The following is a 16,012-nucleotide window of genomic DNA, read 5'->3' as shown; positions in this document are numbered from 1 at the left end:
ACATCATCGCATCCGCGGTCAGCCTGCGGCAGTGTCCCGCGACGTGGTGTCCTGCTGCGTGGTGTCGTCAGCGGTGTCGCGGGCGGGCTCGGTGGTGGGCCACAGGCGGGCGGCTGCCAGTGTGGCGGCGCCCGCGACGCCCGTCAGGACCAGGGCGGTGGCGGACAGGCCGGTGGTGCCGAGCCAGCCGGCCAGCGGGTAGGTGATGAGCCAGCAGGCGTGGGACAGGGAGAACTGGGCGGCGAAGGCGTCGGGCAGGTCGGCAGCGGGCACGTTGCGGCGGATGATCCGCCCGACCGGCGTCTCGACCGTGGACCAGCCCAGGCCGACCAGGAACCAGAGCAGCCCCACAGCGACCAGCCCCCACGCAGGCTGGGCGATGCCGAGCGCGAGCGGCGCGAGCCCGACCGCGACGGTCAGCGCGACACCGCCGGTGAGCATCACCCGCCGCTCCGGCAGGCGGCGCAGGACGCGCGGGAGCGCGATCGCGGCGGCGATCGACCCGAGGCCGTTCGCGGCCAGGAGCAGCGGGACGACGTTCTCGTCCTGTCCGAAGGTCGTGCGCACGATGACGACGGTCTGCACCAGGACGAAGGCCCCGGCCGCCGCGACGGCGAGGTTCAGCAGCAGGATCGGGCGCAGCTCGGCGGTGCGGACAAAGAGCTCGGCCCCGCGCCTGGCACGGTTCCCGAACGGCAGCTGGGGCCGCTCACCGGCATCCTCGCCACCCCGTCGCGGGATGATGGCGGCGGCGACCAGCAGCGCCGAGCCTGCGAACCCGACCGCCGTGCCGAAGAACAGCGCTGAGGAGGGCACCAGCAGCAGGAGCGCGGCAGCGAAGACCGGGGACAGGATCGACTCGAGGTCATAGGCCAGCCGCGACAGGGAAAGGGCGACGGTGTAGTCGTCCTCGTCTTTCAGGACGTCGGGGATGACCGACTGGAACGTCGGGGTGAAAGTGGCAGACGCGGCCTGCATGACGAAGATCAGCACGTAGACCTGCCAGACCTCGCCGACGAACGGTAGCGAGGCCGCGACCACCAGGCGCAGCGCGTCGGAACCGATCAGCACCCACTTGCGCGGCAGCCGCGCCACGGCTGCGGCGGCCAGAGGCGCCACGACCACGTAGGCGACCATCTTGATCGCCAGCGCCGTGCCCAGCACCCCGCCGGCGTCGGCCGGGTTCAGGTCGTAGGCCACCAGGCCCAGGGCCACCGTGGCCAGACCGGTACCGACCAGCGCCACGACCTGGGCGGTGAAGAGACGGCGATATGTGGGGTACTTCAGGACGCGCAGCATCCGGCCATCATCTGCTTATCTGCGCGTATACGCAAGTGTGTGTAGGCGAGGTCCCGCACAGCCGGAGGGCAGTGCGGGACCTCGGTGTGGCGGGTCGGTCAGGAGCAGGTGAGGCCGCCGGCGAGGGCGTCGAGGTTCGCTTCCATGACGTCGAGATAGTCGGCGTCAGCGTCGGCCTGGCTCTCCAGCGGGTCCAGGGTCGCGGTGCCGACCCCGAGGTCCGAGGCCAGTGTCTCGATCGTCTGGGGGGCGGCGACCGTCTCGAGGTACAGGGTCGAGACGTCGTTGGTCTGCACGATCTCGCGGATCTCGCGCAGGCGGGCCGGCGCGACCTCGGACTCGGGGTCGATGCCGGCGATGCCCACCAGGTTCAGGTCGTACCGCCCGGCGAGGTAGCCGAAGGCCTCGTGGGAGGTGACCAGGGTTGCGTCGGCGCACGGTGCGAGCTGGTCCGTGTACTGCTCGTCGAGCGCGGTGAGGTCCGCCTCCAGTGCCGAGGCGCCTGCCGCGTAGGAGTCGGCGTTGTCCGGGTCGACGGCGGCCAGCTCGTCCGCCACCTGCTGTGCGACGGCGGTCAGCCGGACCGGGTCGAGCCAGAAGTGTGGGTCGGTCGCCGCGCCGTGCCCGTGCTCGTCCTCCTCCGCGGGCGCCTCTTCCGCGGCCTCTTCGTCCGCGTGCTCCTCGGCGGTCTCGCCCTCGTGCCCGCCCGCCGGGTCCTCCTCAAGATCGGCAGCATCGGCGGCGTCCACAACGTGCTGGGGAGCGCGCTGCTCGATGCCCTCGTCCACGGCCGGCTGGAAGCCGGACAGGTAGACCACCAGGCCGGCATCTCCGATCGCGCGGGCCTGAGCCGGGGAGAGCTCCAGATCGTGCGGCTCCGCGGACGGCGGGGTGAGGTTGTTGACGTCCACGTGCTCGCCGCCGACTCGCTCGACGACGTACTGCAGCGGGTAGAAGGACGCGAGCACCTGGACGGTTCCGTCGTCGGCGCCGCCCTCGGCGGTCGGGGCGCACGCGGTCGCCGTGAGGGCGAGCGCGGCGATGGAGCCGATGGAGAGCAACCGTGATATCTGCATGCCCGCATAGTTGTGCAATTGATAATGGATGTCAACATCATGACCGTCGAGGCGGACGGGTCTTGCACGAGCCGATGTAACCGTGGTTACATGTCCGCCGTGACAGAGGAATGGGTGCTGCTGAGCTACCGCCTGCCGAGGGAGCCGTCCTCGCCGCGCGTGGCTCTGTGGCGACGACTCAAGCGGCTGGGCGTCGCCCAGATCTCGGACGGGTTGGTCGCGCTGCCCGCCGACGCCCGCACCCGCGAGCAGCTGGACTGGGCAGCCGGCGAGGTGGTCGAGCACGGCGGCACGTCCAGCGTCTGGCTGGCGCGACCCATGTCGGTGGCGCAGGAACGCGAGCTGGCGACCGCGATGGCGGCGGACCGCGCCGCCGAGTACGTCGATCTGGAGACGTCCGCGCGTCAGGCCATGACCGAGCAACCGGTCGAGCAGCGCAAGGTCCTCGTCAAGCTGCGCCGCACTCTCCGGGAGATATCCCGGAGAGACTTCTTCCCGCCCGACGAACGGGACCGCGCACAGGCCGCGCTGCGTCTGCTCGAAGAGCGATCAGCCGATGGCGCCGTTCCCGAACCGGCAGCGCAGCCAAACACACGGGGCAAGCAGGCCTCGAGCCGGCGCGCAGCGGGTGCGCGATGAGGTGGGCGACCCGTGCCGGGGTGCACATCGACCGAGCCGCGTGCGCGTGGTTGATCCGTCGGTTCGTCGACCCCGACGCCGAGTTCGTGTTCGTCGCCGACCCTGCCGAGGTCCCTGACGACGCGACACCGTTCGACATGCGCGGCGTCGACCTAGGCCATCACGGCAGCGACTGCAGCTTCGAGACGATCCTCGTCCGGTACGAGCTGACCGACCCCGTACTGGTCCGGATCGGCCAGATCGTGCACGAGGCGGATCTCGACGACGGCAGGTACGACGCGCCGGAGGCGCCGGGCCTGGACGTCGTGCTGCGTGGGCTGTCCATGACCGGTGACGACGAACGCACGCTGGCCCTTACCGGGCCGCTGTTCGACGGGCTCTACGAGTTCTTCCGGCGCTCCTACCTGCTGGGCCGCGAACCCGCCTGACCTGCAGACCCCACACGACCACACTCGAAAGCCGACCATAGGAGAGACATGAGCACCGAGCACGACGGCGCTACGCCGCCAGTTGCCGTCCAGGGAGACCTGATCCCGTTCCGAACCGCGGTGCGCGCCTGGTTCGCGATCTCGTGGCAGACGTTCGGCGGCCCCGCTGGGCAGATCGCCGTCATGCAGCGCACCCTCGTGGACGAGAAGCGGTGGATCGGGCAGGGCCGGTTCCTGCACGCGCTCAACTACTGCATGCTCCTACCCGGACCCGAGGCGCAGCAGCTCGCCGTCTACACCGGCTGGCTGCTCAACGGCTGGCGCGGGGGCCTGGTCGCGGGCGGCCTGTTCGTGCTGCCGGGGATGCTCGCCCTGCTGGTGCTGTCCGCGATCTACGTCGCCTTCGGCGAGACCACCGTCGTCTCGGCGGTGTTCGCCGGCCTTGCGCCGGCCGTCCTGGCGATCGTGGTCCAGGCGGTGCTCCGGGTGGGCAAGCGGGCCCTGACCAGCCCAGCGCTGGTGGTCCTCGCGGTGGTCGCCTTCGTGGCACTGACATTCTTCGCGGTGCCGTTCCCCCTCGTCGTGCTCGGCGCCGGTGTGATCGGGTGGCTCGTACACCGGTACGCGCCGAGCTGGATCGCGACTTCCGCCGGGCACGGAAAGGAGAGCGACGGCCCTGCCCCGCTCATCCCGGACGACGCCTTGCACGCCGAGAAGCCGTCCGGGCGCCGGGCTCTGCGGGTACTCGTGTTGGGTCTGCTTGCATGGGGCATCCCGCTCGGCGCGGTCGCGCTGCTGACCGGTGTGGACAGTGTGTTCACGCAGCAGGGTTTGTTCTTCTCGGGCAGTGCCCTGGTGACGTTCGGCGGTGCCTACGCGGTGCTGGCCTACGTCGCGCAGCAGGCGGTGCAGACCTACGCGTGGGTCACGCCGGGCGAGATGACGCGCGGTCTGGCGCTGGCCGAGACCACGCCCGGGCCGCTGATCATGGTCGTGCAGTTCGTCGCGTTCCTCGGCGCCTACCGCAACCCGGGCGACCTCGACCCGTGGGCCGCTGCCGTGCTGGGCGCGCTGCTGACCACCTGGGTCACCTTCGTGCCGTCGTTCCTCTTCATCTTCCTCGGCGCGCCCTACGTCGAGCGGCTCCGGGGCAACCGGACGCTGAGCGCGGCCCTCACGGCCATCACCGCGGCGGTCGTGGGTGTCATCGCCAACCTCGCGCTCTACTTCACCACGCACACGCTCTTCGCCACCTCGAACCCCTGGACCGCTGGTCCGCTGTCGTTCGATGTTCCCGACCTCGCCACGATCCAGCCTGCCGCGGTCGGGATCGCGGTGTTGGCGGCGGTGTTGCTGTTCGTGGTGCGCTGGTCGGTGCTGCGCACGCTGGGCGTGTGCGCGGTGGTCGGGCTCGGCCTGGGGCTGGCCGGCTTGCTCTGACGTCAACGCGGGGCGGCAAGTCGTCGCGACTCGTAGCGCACGGCGGTAGCGGCGGCCCTAGCCTCGATCCTTCGTGGGTGAGGTGAGTCAAGGCATAGGAAAGGTGCTCTGAACTGGCACGATACGTCTTGTCGAGGGACGTGTCGGGCTGAGGATCGGAGCACCTTTCTGGTGGGCGAGACTACCGCGTGGGATGCGCGTTTGGAACTGACCGCTGACGGTAAAGGGCTGGTCGCGAACGTGGGTGTGGTGCTGCTGCGTAAGACCGCCGACGCTGTCGGCCTGACCGCTCGGATCTCGGAGGTGTTCGGGCCGGGCAGGGTCGAGCGGATCTGCCGCGGGGCGGTGCTGGTGGGTGCGGCGTCGGCGATCGCTGCGGGGGCCAGAAACTTGTCGCAGGTCGAGCGGATGCTCGCCGGCCATGCCGGCACGTTCGGGTCGTGCGGTTCGGACTCGACGCTGTGGCGGACTCTGGACTCCATCGACGAGCGGGTCTTGAGGCGTTTGTCGCGCGCTCGTGCCAGAAGTCGCAGGACGTTGTGGCGGATGCTGGCCGCGCGGCCGGGCGGCTTCCCGTGGCTGCGGGTCGGCGGCAAACGGTTGGAGGGGTGGGTCGTGGTGGACCTGGACGCCACGATCGTGGGCTGCCACTCCCGTAAGCAGAACGCGACGGGGACCTACAAGGGCGGGTTCGGGCACCACCACCTCGGCGGGTGGATCGCGAACACCGGCGAGTCCCTGTCGATCCTGCCCCGACCGGGGAACGCGGGCAGCAATACCGCGACCGACCACGTCACCGTGCTGGACGAGGTCCTCGCGCAGATCCCTGACGAGGGCCGGCACTCCAAGCTGCTGGTGCGGATCGACGGCGCCGGCGCGTCCCACGACACGGTCAGCCACCTGGAACGGCTGGGCACCACCCGGCGCCGGGTGGCCTGGACGATCGGCTGGACCATCACCAGCGTTGAGGAGGCAGCGATCAAGGCTCTGCCCGAGCGGGTATGGGTGCCCTACCTCGACCAGGACGGCACGATCGCCCCGCCCGTCGACTACGACGACGCGACCAGCGACGAGACCCACGGCTGCGGCGGGCCCGGGTCTGAGTACGGGCATGTCGCCGAGCTGACCGGGCTGGCGAAGCGGCCCGGCTGGCCGACCAGCATGCGGCTGATCGTGCGCCGGGTCCCGATCGCGCCACGCGACCAGGCTGCGGGGAAGGTCACCGCCCTGGAGAAGGCCACCGGGTGGAAATACGCGATCACCGCGACGAACATCGGCCGGATGCGCGGCATCCCCGGGACGAACCAGCCGCAGTGGCTCGATGTCCTGCACCGTCACCACGCCGTCGTCGAGGACCACGTCCGGGCCGCGAAGACCACGGGCCTTGGCCTGCTGCCCTCGGCGTCCTGGCGGATCAACACCGCCTGGGTCCTGCTGACCGGCATCGCCCGTGACCTCGACGTCTGGACCCGGCTGCTCGCCTTCCACGACCACGAGCTCCTGGCGAAGGCCGAGCCAGCCACGATGCGCGAGCTCGTCTACTGGCTGCCCGCCCGCCTGGCCCACCACGCCCGCAAAAGGTGGCTGCGCTTCGACCGCGACCACCCGCACACCGACGCGATCACCACCGCCTGGCACCGCCTCGCGGCTCTACCCGCCGTGACCTGACCAGCCCGACGACTGTTCCCACGAACCGGAACGGAGCGACCGCACAACCCCCGGCCGGAACCGGCGCACGCAGCGACACGCGCACGGCAACCATGCCCAAGACGCGCCAACCACCAAATCGGACGAACCGCTCAGGCCGGGCTACCCACCAAGTGAATGATCGAGGCTAGAGACACGCTCGCAGCTCGTATCCGGCATCAGCGGCGGCTTCCTCGATCTGGCTTCGGTCAACGGGCGCGATGTCTTGGAACGTTACTCGTCCACTTGGCGCGTCGAGCCGCACTCGCCACACACCGGGAACGGCGGACAAATCCATAGAGCGCGCGCGTTGGTAGTTCTCGCAGGGGCACTCCTATCGCCGTCGTGAGTTCCTACGGGCGCTCGCGAGGTCGAGGACCTCTGCGGTCTTGTGTTCTCCTGCCTTCACGTTGGCTGTACGTGCCCAGGTGTTGATCCACTCTGGTTTTGTACCGACGTCGTAGGACGCCTTGGCGGCCGCTTGCTTGCCGAACGCCCGATCAAGAGCTTGTCCGAGAAGTAGCGGTGTTTCGTCGGCTACCGGAATCGGTTCGCTTGTTCGCCAGCCTTGCGACGAGATTTGAATCTGAAGACTTCGCGCACGCTGTTCGCTGATCACGCCCAGGTCTCGGGCGCGCATGACGGCCGCCCCGACGGTGATCCCGTACTCGGCCTTGATCGCGAGATAGCCGTGAAGGGTCAGGCCTTCTGAGATCCGCGAACGAACCACTTCGGGCGGCAGCAGGCACGCGCCGGCGAACTTGTAGGCCCTGCGCTCCTCGGGGCTACGGGTGCTCTTTATCGGGTTCATGAGCCCCCGATCGAAGATCAGATGGCCGACCTCGTGCAGCAGGGTGAGCCGCTTGACTCCACCCGGGACGGCGGCGGCGAGTGCGACTAGTGGGCGATCGTTCAAGGGTGACGGTCGAGAGCACGCCGTGTGCCCACGGACCTCGTCGGAGAGATGGTCGAGGTTGTCGACAACACCGACTCCCAGCCGCTCCAGTGCACGCGTCGCGTTCAGGAGCGGCGCGACGTCGTCCAGGCCAACTGCCTGTCGAAAGGCACGCGCTACCCGCTCGGTGTCGTGGTCGTAGTCCTCGGGATCGGGGAGGCGCGCCGTGTGATAGCCCGAGGCGATCGAGGCGTGACGAAACAGTCGTGACGCCTCGTTATAGAACTCGACCACGCGGTTCTCGTCGCGCGCCGTGGCCCTCGAGTTCTTCCGGAACGTGACGGTTCCGGTCCTGCTCTCGTCAGGTTCCACGCTGAAGAACGACAGCGGCAGGTTGAACATCGCACTCGCGTCGACGACGAGAGTTTCGGGTGCGGGGCGCGCGCCACTCTCGACCTGTGAGAGGAACGACTGCGTGACTCCGAGTTGTCCGGCGAGGTCAGTCTGAGTCAGGTCATGAAGGTGGCGCAGGGCGGTCAGCCGAGGTCCGTGGGCATGGAGCAGCAGATCAGCCGTCAAGCCGGTTGCTCTGCTCGTCGATGTCGACATGGAAGAGATCCTCGTCCTGGGGGTCGCCGGTGAACTTCAGGTGTGTAGTGAAGCCCCCACCGGGAAGCACTTCGAAGACCAGGTCGACCGGTACCGCGAGCCCGTAGTCGCCGGGGGCAAGCGTGTGCACGACCCGGAGGGTGAACTCGTCACGAACTGCGGCGTTCGTGTAGTCCCAGAGGAGAAGGAGCTGGACCTCCTGGCTTCCGGCCGGCGCGGGGCCCTTGGTCGGCAGGTCGAACAGCGGTTCGCTCTGCCAGTAGTCACGGCGTGCACGGGTGCTCCCGGCTACAGGCACGCCACCCGGATAGTTCCGCCGGCGTTCCTTGAGGAAACGCATCCGGATGCCTGAGCTCTCGTGCACGAGTCCCGTCTGGCCCATCGCCCGCGGATTGCCCGTGACAAGCCAGCCGTTCGGCAACTGCGATGCGTCCAGCTGCTCCCGGAACTCCGCACGCGCATGGATGGGCCGCAAATGCGGAAACTTCGAGTGGTCGAGATGGCCGAGCACCTTCTCGGCCTGCTCAAGCGCTGTGCTCATACCTGTGTGGAGCAGGCCTCCAAGGGCCTGGATCTCGGGCTCGACCAACTCGCGAACAGTGTCCTGCGACGCCACGACCAGCTCCTTTGGTATGAGTGCTCATATTATAAGCATCAATGTAAGGGATGGTCGATCGCTGGGCGTGTTGTCCACGGGTCTGATCGGAGCGGCACCCATCCACGGTGCGTCTGACCTGCGGGCTGCACGGTGGGTGAGCCGGGTAGTGCTGTCAGATCCGACAGGTGGTAAAGACCACGCTGCTCGCTGCCCTGCTGTCCGTGGTGCCGCACAACGAGCGGGTGGTGACCGTCGAGGAGGCCCGCGAGCTGCGGCCCGCGCACCCGCACGCGGTGCACCTCGCCGCCCGGCGCGCCAACGTCGAGGGTGCCGGCGCGGTCGACCTCGCAGACCTCGTGCGCAACGCGCTGCGGATGCGGCCGGACCGGATAGTGCTCGGCGAGTGCAGGGGCGCCGAGGTACGCGAGGTGCTCATGGCGATGAACACGGGCCACGACGGTGGGTTCGCGACCCTGCACGCCAACGCCGTTGCTGTCGTGCCGGCCCGGCTGGAGGCGCTGGCCGGACTGGCCGGGATGGCCCGCGAGGCGGTGGCCGCCCAGGCTGCCGGCGCGCTGGACGTGGTGCTGCACCTCCGACGGTCGCACGGTGCCCGCTACCTGGCGGAGGTCGGGCTGGTGGGGCGTGCACCGGGCGGGGAGCTCGAGGTCCGGACGGTCGCACGGTGGGACGGCAGTGGTGGCTGCGAGGTCGAGCCGAACGGGTGGGCCGAGCTGGCCGACAGGTACGGGCCGTGGTGAGGGCGGTGGAGTCGCTCGGCGTGGGGCTGCTGGTCGCGATCGGTGCCTGGCTGCTGCTGGCACGCGGTGGGCGTCGTCTGCGGGAGGTGCTCGAGGCCCCGGGCAAGGTGCCGGGCAGCGACGTCGCGGCGCTGACCGACGCGGGTGTCGGACCGGACCAGGCTTCCGCGGTGCGGCAGAGTCGCAGGCTCCGAGCCGAGCGCGGCCCCGGCAGCGACGTCCGGGTGGTCGTGATGCAGGTGGTCGCCCTGCTCAAGGCCGGCTCGTCGCCGGGGCTGTCCTGGTCCCGCGCAGCTGGGGTCGGTGCCGATCTCACGGGCGTGCCGGACGTCGAAGGGCTCGCCAGGGTGCTCGGCACCCGGCATGCGGAGGCCGTGGTCGCGGCGACCCGGCTCGCGCTCGACGTCGGCGCGCCGCTCGGGCGGGTCCTTGAGGAGGTCGGCGGAACCCTCGTCGCAGAGGCCGAGTCGCGAGCGGAGCGGGACGCGGCGCTCGCCGGCCCTCGGACGACCGGACGGCTGCTCATGTGGCTGCCGATCGCCGGAGGGTTCCTCGGGTGGGGGCTCGGCGCCGACCCGGTCGCCACGGCGACGGACGGCGGGTTCGGCACCGTGGCCGTGAGCCTCGGACTGGTGCTGCTCGTGACCGGTCGGATCTGGTCGGACCGACTGGTGGCGGCAGCCAGGGGTGTCGATCGGCCTGGCGTGGACCTTCAGGTCGTGCTGGAGCTCGTGGCTGCTGCCGTGCGCTCCGGAGCCGGCGTGCCGAGGGCGCTGGAGGCGACCGGCGCGGCGGTCGGCGGACCTGACGGCGCGGTGCTGACGCGGGCCTCCCACGCCCTCGTGCTCGGAGCCACCTGGGAGCGCGCGTGGGCCGGCACCCCGGCGGCGCTTGGCCCGATGGTCCGGGCGCTGCGCGGCGCCTGGCTGGACGGCGCCGCGCCGGGCGAGGCGCTCCGGGCTGCGGGCGAGGAGGTACGGCACGAGCGGAGGGGCGTGGCCAGGACAGCGGCCGCTCGCCTCGGCGTGCGGCTCGTGCTCCCGCTGGGCACCTGCTACCTGCCCGCGTTCGTGCTCGTCGGCCTGGTCCCCGTGCTGCTGGCGCTGGGGATCGATCTGCTCGGCGGCTGAACCCAGCCGCACCGCGAAGAGAACTTCGGCGTACTGACGTGTGCCGACGCCGGCCGCCGCACGGCGGTCGGGGCCCGCTCCAGCGGGCCGTACCAGGGGCCCGCGTGCGGGCCGAGATGCCCGGACACGGGCAGAGACGGAGGAGAGACATGACGATGACGACGGCGGTGGCCTGCCCGGAACCGGAGGACCGCCCGCAGGCGGAGGTCGACGAGCGCGAGTCGGAGAAAGGGCTGGCGACCGCTGAGTACGCGATCGCGACGCTCGCCGCCGCCGGGTTCGCCGGTGCGCTGCTGGCCATCCTGAAGGGCGGCGACGTGAAGGCGATGCTCACCTCGCTGGTCCAGTCGGCGCTCTCGATCGGCTGACTCATGGCGGAGCGTGAGTCGGAGCGGGGGACGGTCACGGCAGAGCTGGCCATCGGGCTGCCCGTCGTGATCCTCGTGCTCGTCGCCGTGCTCACCCTCGCGGCCGCGTCCACGGCACAGATGCGTGCCATGGACGCGGCCCGCGCGGGGGCTCGGGCGGTCGCGATCGGCGAACAGGAGGCAGCAGTGAGCACGGCCGTGGCAAGGGTCGCCGGCCCGGAGGCGGAGCTGGCGCTCGCGCACGACGGCGAGTGGGTCCGGGTGACCGTCACCCGGCCCGTTGCGGGTGGGTGGCTGTCCGGGCCGCTGCGGGCTACGGGGACGGCGGCGGCATGGGTCGAGCCGTGAGGGACAGCCGGCCCGCTTCCGAGCGCTGCACCGAGCCTGGTCCCGAGGAGCCCAGTCCCGAGCCCGGTCCCGAGCGGGGCGCCGGTACGGTCCTGGTCCTCGGGATCGTCGCAGCCGTCCTGCTGCTCGCAGTCGGGATCGCCGCCCTCGGCGCCGCCCAGAACGCCCGCGGTGCTGCCCAGGCCGCAGCCGACCTCGGGGCCCTCGCCGGGGCCACCGCCCTGCGGGACGGATTCGACCCGTGCGGCACGGCGGGTGGCGCCGTGACGCGCAACGGGGCCGAGATCGCGTCGTGCGAGGTACTTGGTGGAGGGGTCGTCCGCGTCGTGGCGACGCGGCAGGCGAGCGGTCCAGGAGGTGCGCTGGGGGAGGCCAGGGCGTCCGCGCGGGCCGGGCCGCGGGTCGGCGGGTCGCCGACGCCGACCGGAGAAAGGGCGTGACACATCTCCAGTACGAGTCGTAGTATCTCTGCTATGAAAAGTATGGAGGATGCGATGAGCGCACCGGAGGTGCCTCCGCCGTCGGGCGACGTGGTGCTCGACGTGCGTGACCTACGGATGCGATACGGGACGAAGGACGTGCTCACCGGGGTCTCGTTCACGGCGGGGCGGGGTGAGGTGCTCGCTCTGCTCGGTCCCAACGGCGCCGGCAAGACCACCACCATCGAGATCCTCGAGGGCTTCCGTATGCGGTCGGCCGGCGAGGTGTCGGTGCTCGGAGAGGATCCGGCCCATGCCGGAGAGGCCTGGCGTGCCCGGCTGGGCGTGGTGCTCCAGTCGTGGCGGGACCACGGCAGGTGGCGGGTGCGGGATCTGCTCGGTTACCTCGCGCGGTTCTACGGCCCCTACTCGACCGCAGAGGTCAGGCGGCCGTGGGACGTGGACGAGCTGATCAAGGTGGTCGGTCTCACGGACCACGCTCGCGCGAAGGTCCAGACGCTCTCGGGCGGGCAGCGCAGGCGCCTGGACGTGGCGATCGGGATCGTCGGGCGGCCCGAGCTCGTGTTCCTCGACGAGCCGACGGCGGGCTTCGACCCGCACGCCCGGCGGGAGTTCCACGACCTGGTGCACCGCCTGGCCGACTTCGAGAACACGACGGTCCTGCTCACCACGCACGACCTCGACGAGGCGGAGAAGCTGGCCGACCGGATCCTCGTGCTCGACGAGGGCACGATCGTCGCCAACGGCTCCGCGGAACAGCTCGCGCGGGAGCTGACCACCCAGGCAGAGGTGCGCTGGACGGCGGAGGGACGCAGGCACGTCCATGCCGTGACGGAGGGCGACCCCACCGGCTTCGTCCGTGAGCTCCTCGCCCACGACAGCGGCGTCACGGACCTCGAGGTCAAGCGGGCCAGCCTCGAGGACACCTACATGTCACTCGTGCACCGGGCCGAGACGGACCAGGCGGAGCCGCGCGACGAGGCAGTGCCGACGAGCACGACCGAGCAGACCGACGAGGGGCAGTCATGACCACGACCACGCAGTCCGACGCCCGCTGGGCGGCCGTGCGCGCGGGGCTGTCCCGCGGCTGGCTCGAGACCAAGTACTCCCTGAAGGAGCCGGGCGACGTTGTCTGGACCCTGGCGTTCCCCGTCATCTACCTGGTGGTCCTCCTCTTCGTGCGGGGCACCACGGTTCCCGGCACGGACTTCGCGCTCGGTGCCATGATCCTGCCGAGCCTGGTCGGCATGTCGATCGCCTTTGGCGGGCTGATCGGTCCAGCGAGCACCATCGCCGTCGACCGGGAGGACGGCACGCTCCTGCGGGCCAAGGCGACGCCCAACGGGATGATCGGCTACCTCGTCGGCAAGATCCTGATGTTCGCGCTGACCACGGCGGTCACCCTGGTGGCCCTCGTCATCCCTGCCTTCGCCGTGGCGGGAGACCTGCGCCTGGACGCTCGTACCGCCGTGCTGCTGGTCCTGCTCTTCCTCGTCGGGATGGTCGCCACCGTGCCGATCAGTGTCGCGCTCGGCTCCCTGATCAAGCGAGCCTCGCAGACCGGCCTGCTGTTGCTCGGCTCGATGCTGCTCATCGCGCCGTCGGGGATCTTCTACCCGATCACCGCGCTGCCTGAGTGGCTGCAGTGGGTGGGGCAGGCGTTCCCCTACTACTGGCTCGGGCTGGGCGCCCGGTCCGCGATGCTGCCGGACGCCATGGCGTCGGTGGAGATCGGCGAGTCCTGGCGTACGGCCGAGACGTTCGCGGTCCTCGGCGTCTGGGCCGTGCTGGGTCTGGTGCTCGCGCCGATCGTTCTTCGTAGGATGGCGCGTCGAGAGTCGGGTTCCACGGTGGCGGCCGCCCGGGAGCGTTACATGAGCCAGGGGTGGTGAGCAGTGGCAGACCAGTCCGACGTCGTCCACAACCGCATCGCGATGCTGCGCGCCGAACGCGGCGTCTCGCGGCGCGAGCTGGCCGAGGCGCTCGGGGTGCACTACCAGACGGTCGGGTACCTCGAGCGGGGCGAGTACAGCCCGTCGCTGTACCTCGCGCTGCGGATCGCTGAGTACTTCGACGTCGCCGTCGAGGTCGTCTTCTCGACGACCCCGTTCAAGCGCCTAGGCGAATAGCCCTTGGTTGTGGGCGCGATCGTTGCGCACATGTGTCCGTTATAGGCGCAATGATCACGCCCACAACCAAGGTGGGTCAGCGGGGGACGACCACCGACTGCCTCGGGAGCAGCGACTCCTGGCTCACCTCGTTCGCGGCAGGCACCAGGCTGCGGCCCGGCGCGAAGCTCGCCATCGGCCCGGACACCGGCAGGTTCAGGCTGGTCCGTCGGAGATCGATCGAGTACTGCGTGGCGGCACCGTCAACAGTCACGGTGGCACCCCGGTCAGTACCCATGATCACCAGCCCCAGCTGGTGCCCCGCCGGAACCACCACGTCGTTGGTCTGCATCTCGACCGTCAGGGTGTGCGTCCCCGCGCCGTCGAGCCGGGCCCACCCGCGCCCGAGGACCTGGAGCTCGGTGGACCCGATGTTCCGGATGACGTCGCGGTAGCAGGCGTCGTCGATCCCGGCCGACTCGCCGTAGCACGACTCGGTCGCGAGCGTGATGGCCCCGTCGCCCGCGCCGAGCACCCGGTCCAGCACGCCGTAGTCGACGAGACCCACGGTGATCTGCCCGGTCGGCGCGCCGTGCGTCACCGTGGTGGTCACCGACGTCGCACCCGACAGGCGCAGGTCCGACGTCAGCGTCCCGGTGCGGAACAGCAGGCGGTTCGGGTTGGGGTCCGCGGTCAGGGCGGAGTTGAAGTTCTGGCCAGGAGCGTTCACCCAGCCGACGTCGGTGGCCCGGCCGCGCGCGCCGAGCGCGAGGCTGCCGTCGGCGCCGGGGCGCAGTCGCGCGGTGCGGTCGGTGACCGGCCACGTGTCCGACGTGACGACCTCGTTCGGCGCCACCTCGACCCGTACGGCGGGTTCGTCGGTGATCCCGTTGTCCACGCCGAGCAGCTCGTGGTCGAACCAGCGGTGCAGCGTGTCCACCCACTCGTCGCGATCCGAGTCGAACGGGTCGACGTGGCCGAGCCGCGTGAGCCAGAGCTTGCGCTCGACCCCCTGCTCACCGAGCGCCGTCCACCAGCGGGAGAAGTTCGGCGTGTCCACGTTGGTGTCCTGCGCGCCGTGCACGATGAACACGCTGGCCGTCACCTGCGACGCGTCGAAGACCGGGCCGGAGCGATAGTCGCGCTCGTCCCAGAAGGCGTTGTGCGCGCCGGACGCGTCGTCGCCCGCTGCGTTCAGCTCCTCCGTGATCGCCGCGCAGTCCGTCGGGATGTGGCGGTTCCGGGCCACGTAGCTCATCAGGTAGCGCGGGTAGTTCGCCGAGAACGCCAGGCCCTGGGCTCGGTCGTAGTCGTACCAGGAGCTGATCGCACCGATCGGCACTATCGTCTCCAACCCTTCCGCCCCGGTCGCGGCGACGCCGTTGGCGAGCGTCCCGTCGTAGGACTTGCCGAGCATTCCCGTCTTTCCGGTGGTCCAGTCAGCGACCACCGGTTCCCCGGTGTCCGGGTCGACGGCGCTCGCGTTCCCGTTCAGCCAGTCCACCACTGCCTTGACGGACAGCACGTCGGAGCGCCCGCCGTGGTCCGTGCAGCCCGTGGACCACCCGGTCCCGGCCATGTCGACCGCCACGTACGCGTACCCGCGGGGTACGAAGTAGTTGTCGTAGTAGAGCGGGAACATCGTGGGGTCGCCGGACTCGTCGTACTGCTTGAGCTCGCTCTCGTTGCCGCGGCCACAGCAGGCGTAGTACGGGCTTGCGTCCATCACGACGGGTACCTCTGCGACGCCGTCGAGCTCGGCCGGCCGGATGATGTCGGCCCGGATCTCCTCGAGATCGCCGTCGCCGTCGAGGTCCGGTGCGATCACGGTCACCGACTCGCGGATCGCCCCGGCGTAGTCGTAGACGGCTTCGGTGACGCCGTCGTCGGTGAGCGGGTGGGTCTCGACAGGATCGGCCATCGGGTTCGGCTCGGTGACCGTGGCCTGCCGTGCCTCCGCGGCAGGAGGGGCTGCGCCGGCAGGGAGCGCCCCGGCCGTCAGACCCAGTCCGGTGAGTGCGGCGAGGGCGACTGCGGCGACCTGCTTCGCCCGGACGTGGTGGACTCGCATCGGCGTGCTCCTTCGCGACGAACGGCCTGGTCACAGGGACCGTACCGGCCGGACGTCGCGGGTGGAATGCCACCTTGTTACATCGGCGTAAGCGTCCTGCCGCCGCGGCGAGGTCG

At 70.4% G+C, this 16,012-nt stretch carries 17 protein-coding genes; 12 read left to right on the top strand and 5 right to left on the bottom strand.

What is annotated here, in order from left to right:
* Positions 1 to 18 precede the first annotated feature (18 nt).
* Both ACFS27_RS29575 and ACFS27_RS29570 read right to left on the bottom strand, forming a co-directional pair.
* On the bottom strand, positions 19 to 1,299 hold the full coding sequence (locus ACFS27_RS29575) for an MFS transporter (RefSeq protein WP_253877649.1): 1,281 nt from the start codon (positions 1,297 to 1,299) through the stop codon (positions 19 to 21).
* A gap of 98 nt (positions 1,300 to 1,397) precedes the next feature.
* On the bottom strand, positions 1,398 to 2,375 hold the full coding sequence (locus tag ACFS27_RS29570) for a metal ABC transporter substrate-binding protein (RefSeq protein ID WP_253877658.1): 978 nt from the start codon (positions 2,373 to 2,375) through the stop codon (positions 1,398 to 1,400).
* Between the two features lie 90 nt (positions 2,376 to 2,465).
* Between ACFS27_RS29570 and ACFS27_RS29565 the strand changes: the two genes are divergently transcribed.
* The 4 genes from ACFS27_RS29565 to ACFS27_RS29550 all read left to right on the top strand — a co-directional run bounded on the left by ACFS27_RS29565 (position 2,466) and on the right by ACFS27_RS29550 (position 6,550).
* On the top strand, positions 2,466 to 3,014 hold the full coding sequence (locus ACFS27_RS29565; protein ID WP_253877660.1) for a Chromate resistance protein ChrB: 549 nt from the start codon (positions 2,466 to 2,468) through the stop codon (positions 3,012 to 3,014).
* Positions 3,011 to 3,442 carry a chromate resistance protein ChrB domain-containing protein gene (locus ACFS27_RS29560; protein ID WP_253877662.1) on the top strand — a complete coding sequence of 144 codons (432 nt, stop codon included), beginning with the start codon at positions 3,011 to 3,013 and terminating at the stop codon, positions 3,440 to 3,442. The genes ACFS27_RS29565 and ACFS27_RS29560 overlap by 4 nt, the downstream gene beginning before the upstream one ends.
* 48 nt (positions 3,443 to 3,490) lie before the next feature.
* Entirely contained in the window at positions 3,491 to 4,882 is a 1,392-nt protein-coding gene (gene chrA, locus ACFS27_RS29555; protein WP_253877664.1) for a chromate efflux transporter, read from the top strand.
* A 201-nt stretch (positions 4,883 to 5,083) separates the two neighbouring features.
* Positions 5,084 to 6,550 (top strand): IS1380 family transposase, encoded by a 1,467-nt coding sequence (locus ACFS27_RS29550; RefSeq protein WP_377191017.1) that lies wholly within the window; start codon positions 5,084 to 5,086, stop codon positions 6,548 to 6,550.
* A gap of 352 nt (positions 6,551 to 6,902) precedes the next feature.
* Here the strand turns inward: ACFS27_RS29550 and ACFS27_RS29545 are convergent, their stop codons facing one another.
* Complete coding sequence (locus ACFS27_RS29545; RefSeq protein ID WP_253877670.1) at positions 6,903 to 8,072, bottom strand: helix-turn-helix domain-containing protein; 1,170 nt, start codon at positions 8,070 to 8,072, stop codon at positions 6,903 to 6,905.
* Positions 8,032 to 8,688 (bottom strand): hypothetical protein, encoded by a 657-nt coding sequence (locus tag ACFS27_RS29540; RefSeq protein ID WP_253877672.1) that lies wholly within the window; start codon positions 8,686 to 8,688, stop codon positions 8,032 to 8,034. Before ACFS27_RS29540 ends, ACFS27_RS29545 begins: the two co-directional genes overlap by 41 nt.
* Positions 8,689 to 8,855: 167 nt before the next feature.
* Here ACFS27_RS29540 and ACFS27_RS29535 point away from each other — a divergent pair, with 167 nt between their 5' ends.
* From ACFS27_RS29535 to ACFS27_RS29500, 8 genes are all read left to right on the top strand, one after another.
* A complete protein-coding gene (locus ACFS27_RS29535; RefSeq protein WP_377191015.1) occupies positions 8,856 to 9,431 on the top strand; it encodes an ATPase, T2SS/T4P/T4SS family in 576 nt (191 codons plus the stop codon).
* Positions 9,425 to 10,561: a type II secretion system F family protein gene (locus tag ACFS27_RS29530; protein WP_377191013.1), complete on the top strand. Its 1,137-nt coding sequence runs from the start codon at positions 9,425 to 9,427 to the stop codon at positions 10,559 to 10,561. Before ACFS27_RS29535 ends, ACFS27_RS29530 begins: the two co-directional genes overlap by 7 nt.
* A gap of 149 nt (positions 10,562 to 10,710) precedes the next feature.
* Positions 10,711 to 10,929: a DUF4244 domain-containing protein gene (locus ACFS27_RS29525; protein WP_377191011.1), complete on the top strand. Its 219-nt coding sequence runs from the start codon at positions 10,711 to 10,713 to the stop codon at positions 10,927 to 10,929.
* A 3-nt stretch (positions 10,930 to 10,932) separates the two neighbouring features.
* A complete protein-coding gene (locus ACFS27_RS29520) occupies positions 10,933 to 11,277 on the top strand; it encodes a TadE family type IV pilus minor pilin (RefSeq protein WP_377191009.1) in 345 nt (114 codons plus the stop codon).
* Positions 11,274 to 11,717, top strand: coding sequence for an Rv3654c family TadE-like protein (locus ACFS27_RS29515; protein ID WP_377191007.1), 444 nt, complete (start codon positions 11,274 to 11,276; stop codon positions 11,715 to 11,717). Before ACFS27_RS29520 ends, ACFS27_RS29515 begins: the two co-directional genes overlap by 4 nt.
* A gap of 54 nt (positions 11,718 to 11,771) precedes the next feature.
* Entirely contained in the window at positions 11,772 to 12,746 is a 975-nt protein-coding gene (locus ACFS27_RS29510; RefSeq protein WP_377191005.1) for an ABC transporter ATP-binding protein, read from the top strand.
* Positions 12,743 to 13,609 carry an ABC transporter permease gene (locus ACFS27_RS29505; RefSeq protein ID WP_377191003.1) on the top strand — a complete coding sequence of 289 codons (867 nt, stop codon included), beginning with the start codon at positions 12,743 to 12,745 and terminating at the stop codon, positions 13,607 to 13,609. Before ACFS27_RS29510 ends, ACFS27_RS29505 begins: the two co-directional genes overlap by 4 nt.
* Positions 13,610 to 13,612: 3 nt before the next feature.
* On the top strand, positions 13,613 to 13,846 hold the full coding sequence (locus tag ACFS27_RS29500) for a helix-turn-helix transcriptional regulator (RefSeq protein WP_377191001.1): 234 nt from the start codon (positions 13,613 to 13,615) through the stop codon (positions 13,844 to 13,846).
* A 76-nt stretch (positions 13,847 to 13,922) separates the two neighbouring features.
* Here ACFS27_RS29500 and ACFS27_RS29495 read toward each other — a convergent pair whose 3' ends face one another.
* Positions 13,923 to 15,896: a CocE/NonD family hydrolase gene (locus ACFS27_RS29495; RefSeq protein ID WP_377190999.1), complete on the bottom strand. Its 1,974-nt coding sequence runs from the start codon at positions 15,894 to 15,896 to the stop codon at positions 13,923 to 13,925.
* Between the last annotated feature and the right edge of the window lie 116 nt (positions 15,897 to 16,012).

This window comes from Promicromonospora vindobonensis (genome assembly GCF_042685865.1).
GTDB lineage: Bacteria > Actinomycetota > Actinomycetes > Actinomycetales > Cellulomonadaceae > Promicromonospora > Promicromonospora vindobonensis.
This window is presented reverse-complemented; position numbering and strand designations above follow the sequence as displayed.

Bases quoted from the DNA above. Each gene is read 5' to 3' on its own strand.
- ACFS27_RS29575 (WP_253877649.1), bottom strand. From the start codon at position 1,299: ATGCTGCGCGTCCTGAAGTACCCCACATATCGCCGTCTCTTCACCGCC.
- ACFS27_RS29570 (WP_253877658.1), bottom strand. From the start codon at position 2,375: ATGCAGATATCACGGTTGCTCTCCATCGGCTCCATCGCCGCGCTCGCC.
- ACFS27_RS29565 (WP_253877660.1), top strand. From the start codon at position 2,466: ATGTCCGCCGTGACAGAGGAATGGGTGCTGCTGAGCTACCGCCTGCCG.
- ACFS27_RS29560 (WP_253877662.1), top strand. From the start codon at position 3,011: ATGAGGTGGGCGACCCGTGCCGGGGTGCACATCGACCGAGCCGCGTGC.
- chrA (WP_253877664.1), top strand. From the start codon at position 3,491: ATGAGCACCGAGCACGACGGCGCTACGCCGCCAGTTGCCGTCCAGGGA.
- ACFS27_RS29545 (WP_253877670.1), bottom strand. From the start codon at position 8,072: ATGTCGACATCGACGAGCAGAGCAACCGGCTTGACGGCTGATCTGCTG.
- ACFS27_RS29525 (WP_377191011.1), top strand. From the start codon at position 10,711: ATGACGATGACGACGGCGGTGGCCTGCCCGGAACCGGAGGACCGCCCG.
- ACFS27_RS29520 (WP_377191009.1), top strand. From the start codon at position 10,933: ATGGCGGAGCGTGAGTCGGAGCGGGGGACGGTCACGGCAGAGCTGGCC.
- ACFS27_RS29510 (WP_377191005.1), top strand. From the start codon at position 11,772: ATGAGCGCACCGGAGGTGCCTCCGCCGTCGGGCGACGTGGTGCTCGAC.
- ACFS27_RS29505 (WP_377191003.1), top strand. From the start codon at position 12,743: ATGACCACGACCACGCAGTCCGACGCCCGCTGGGCGGCCGTGCGCGCG.
- ACFS27_RS29495 (WP_377190999.1), bottom strand. From the start codon at position 15,896: ATGCGAGTCCACCACGTCCGGGCGAAGCAGGTCGCCGCAGTCGCCCTC.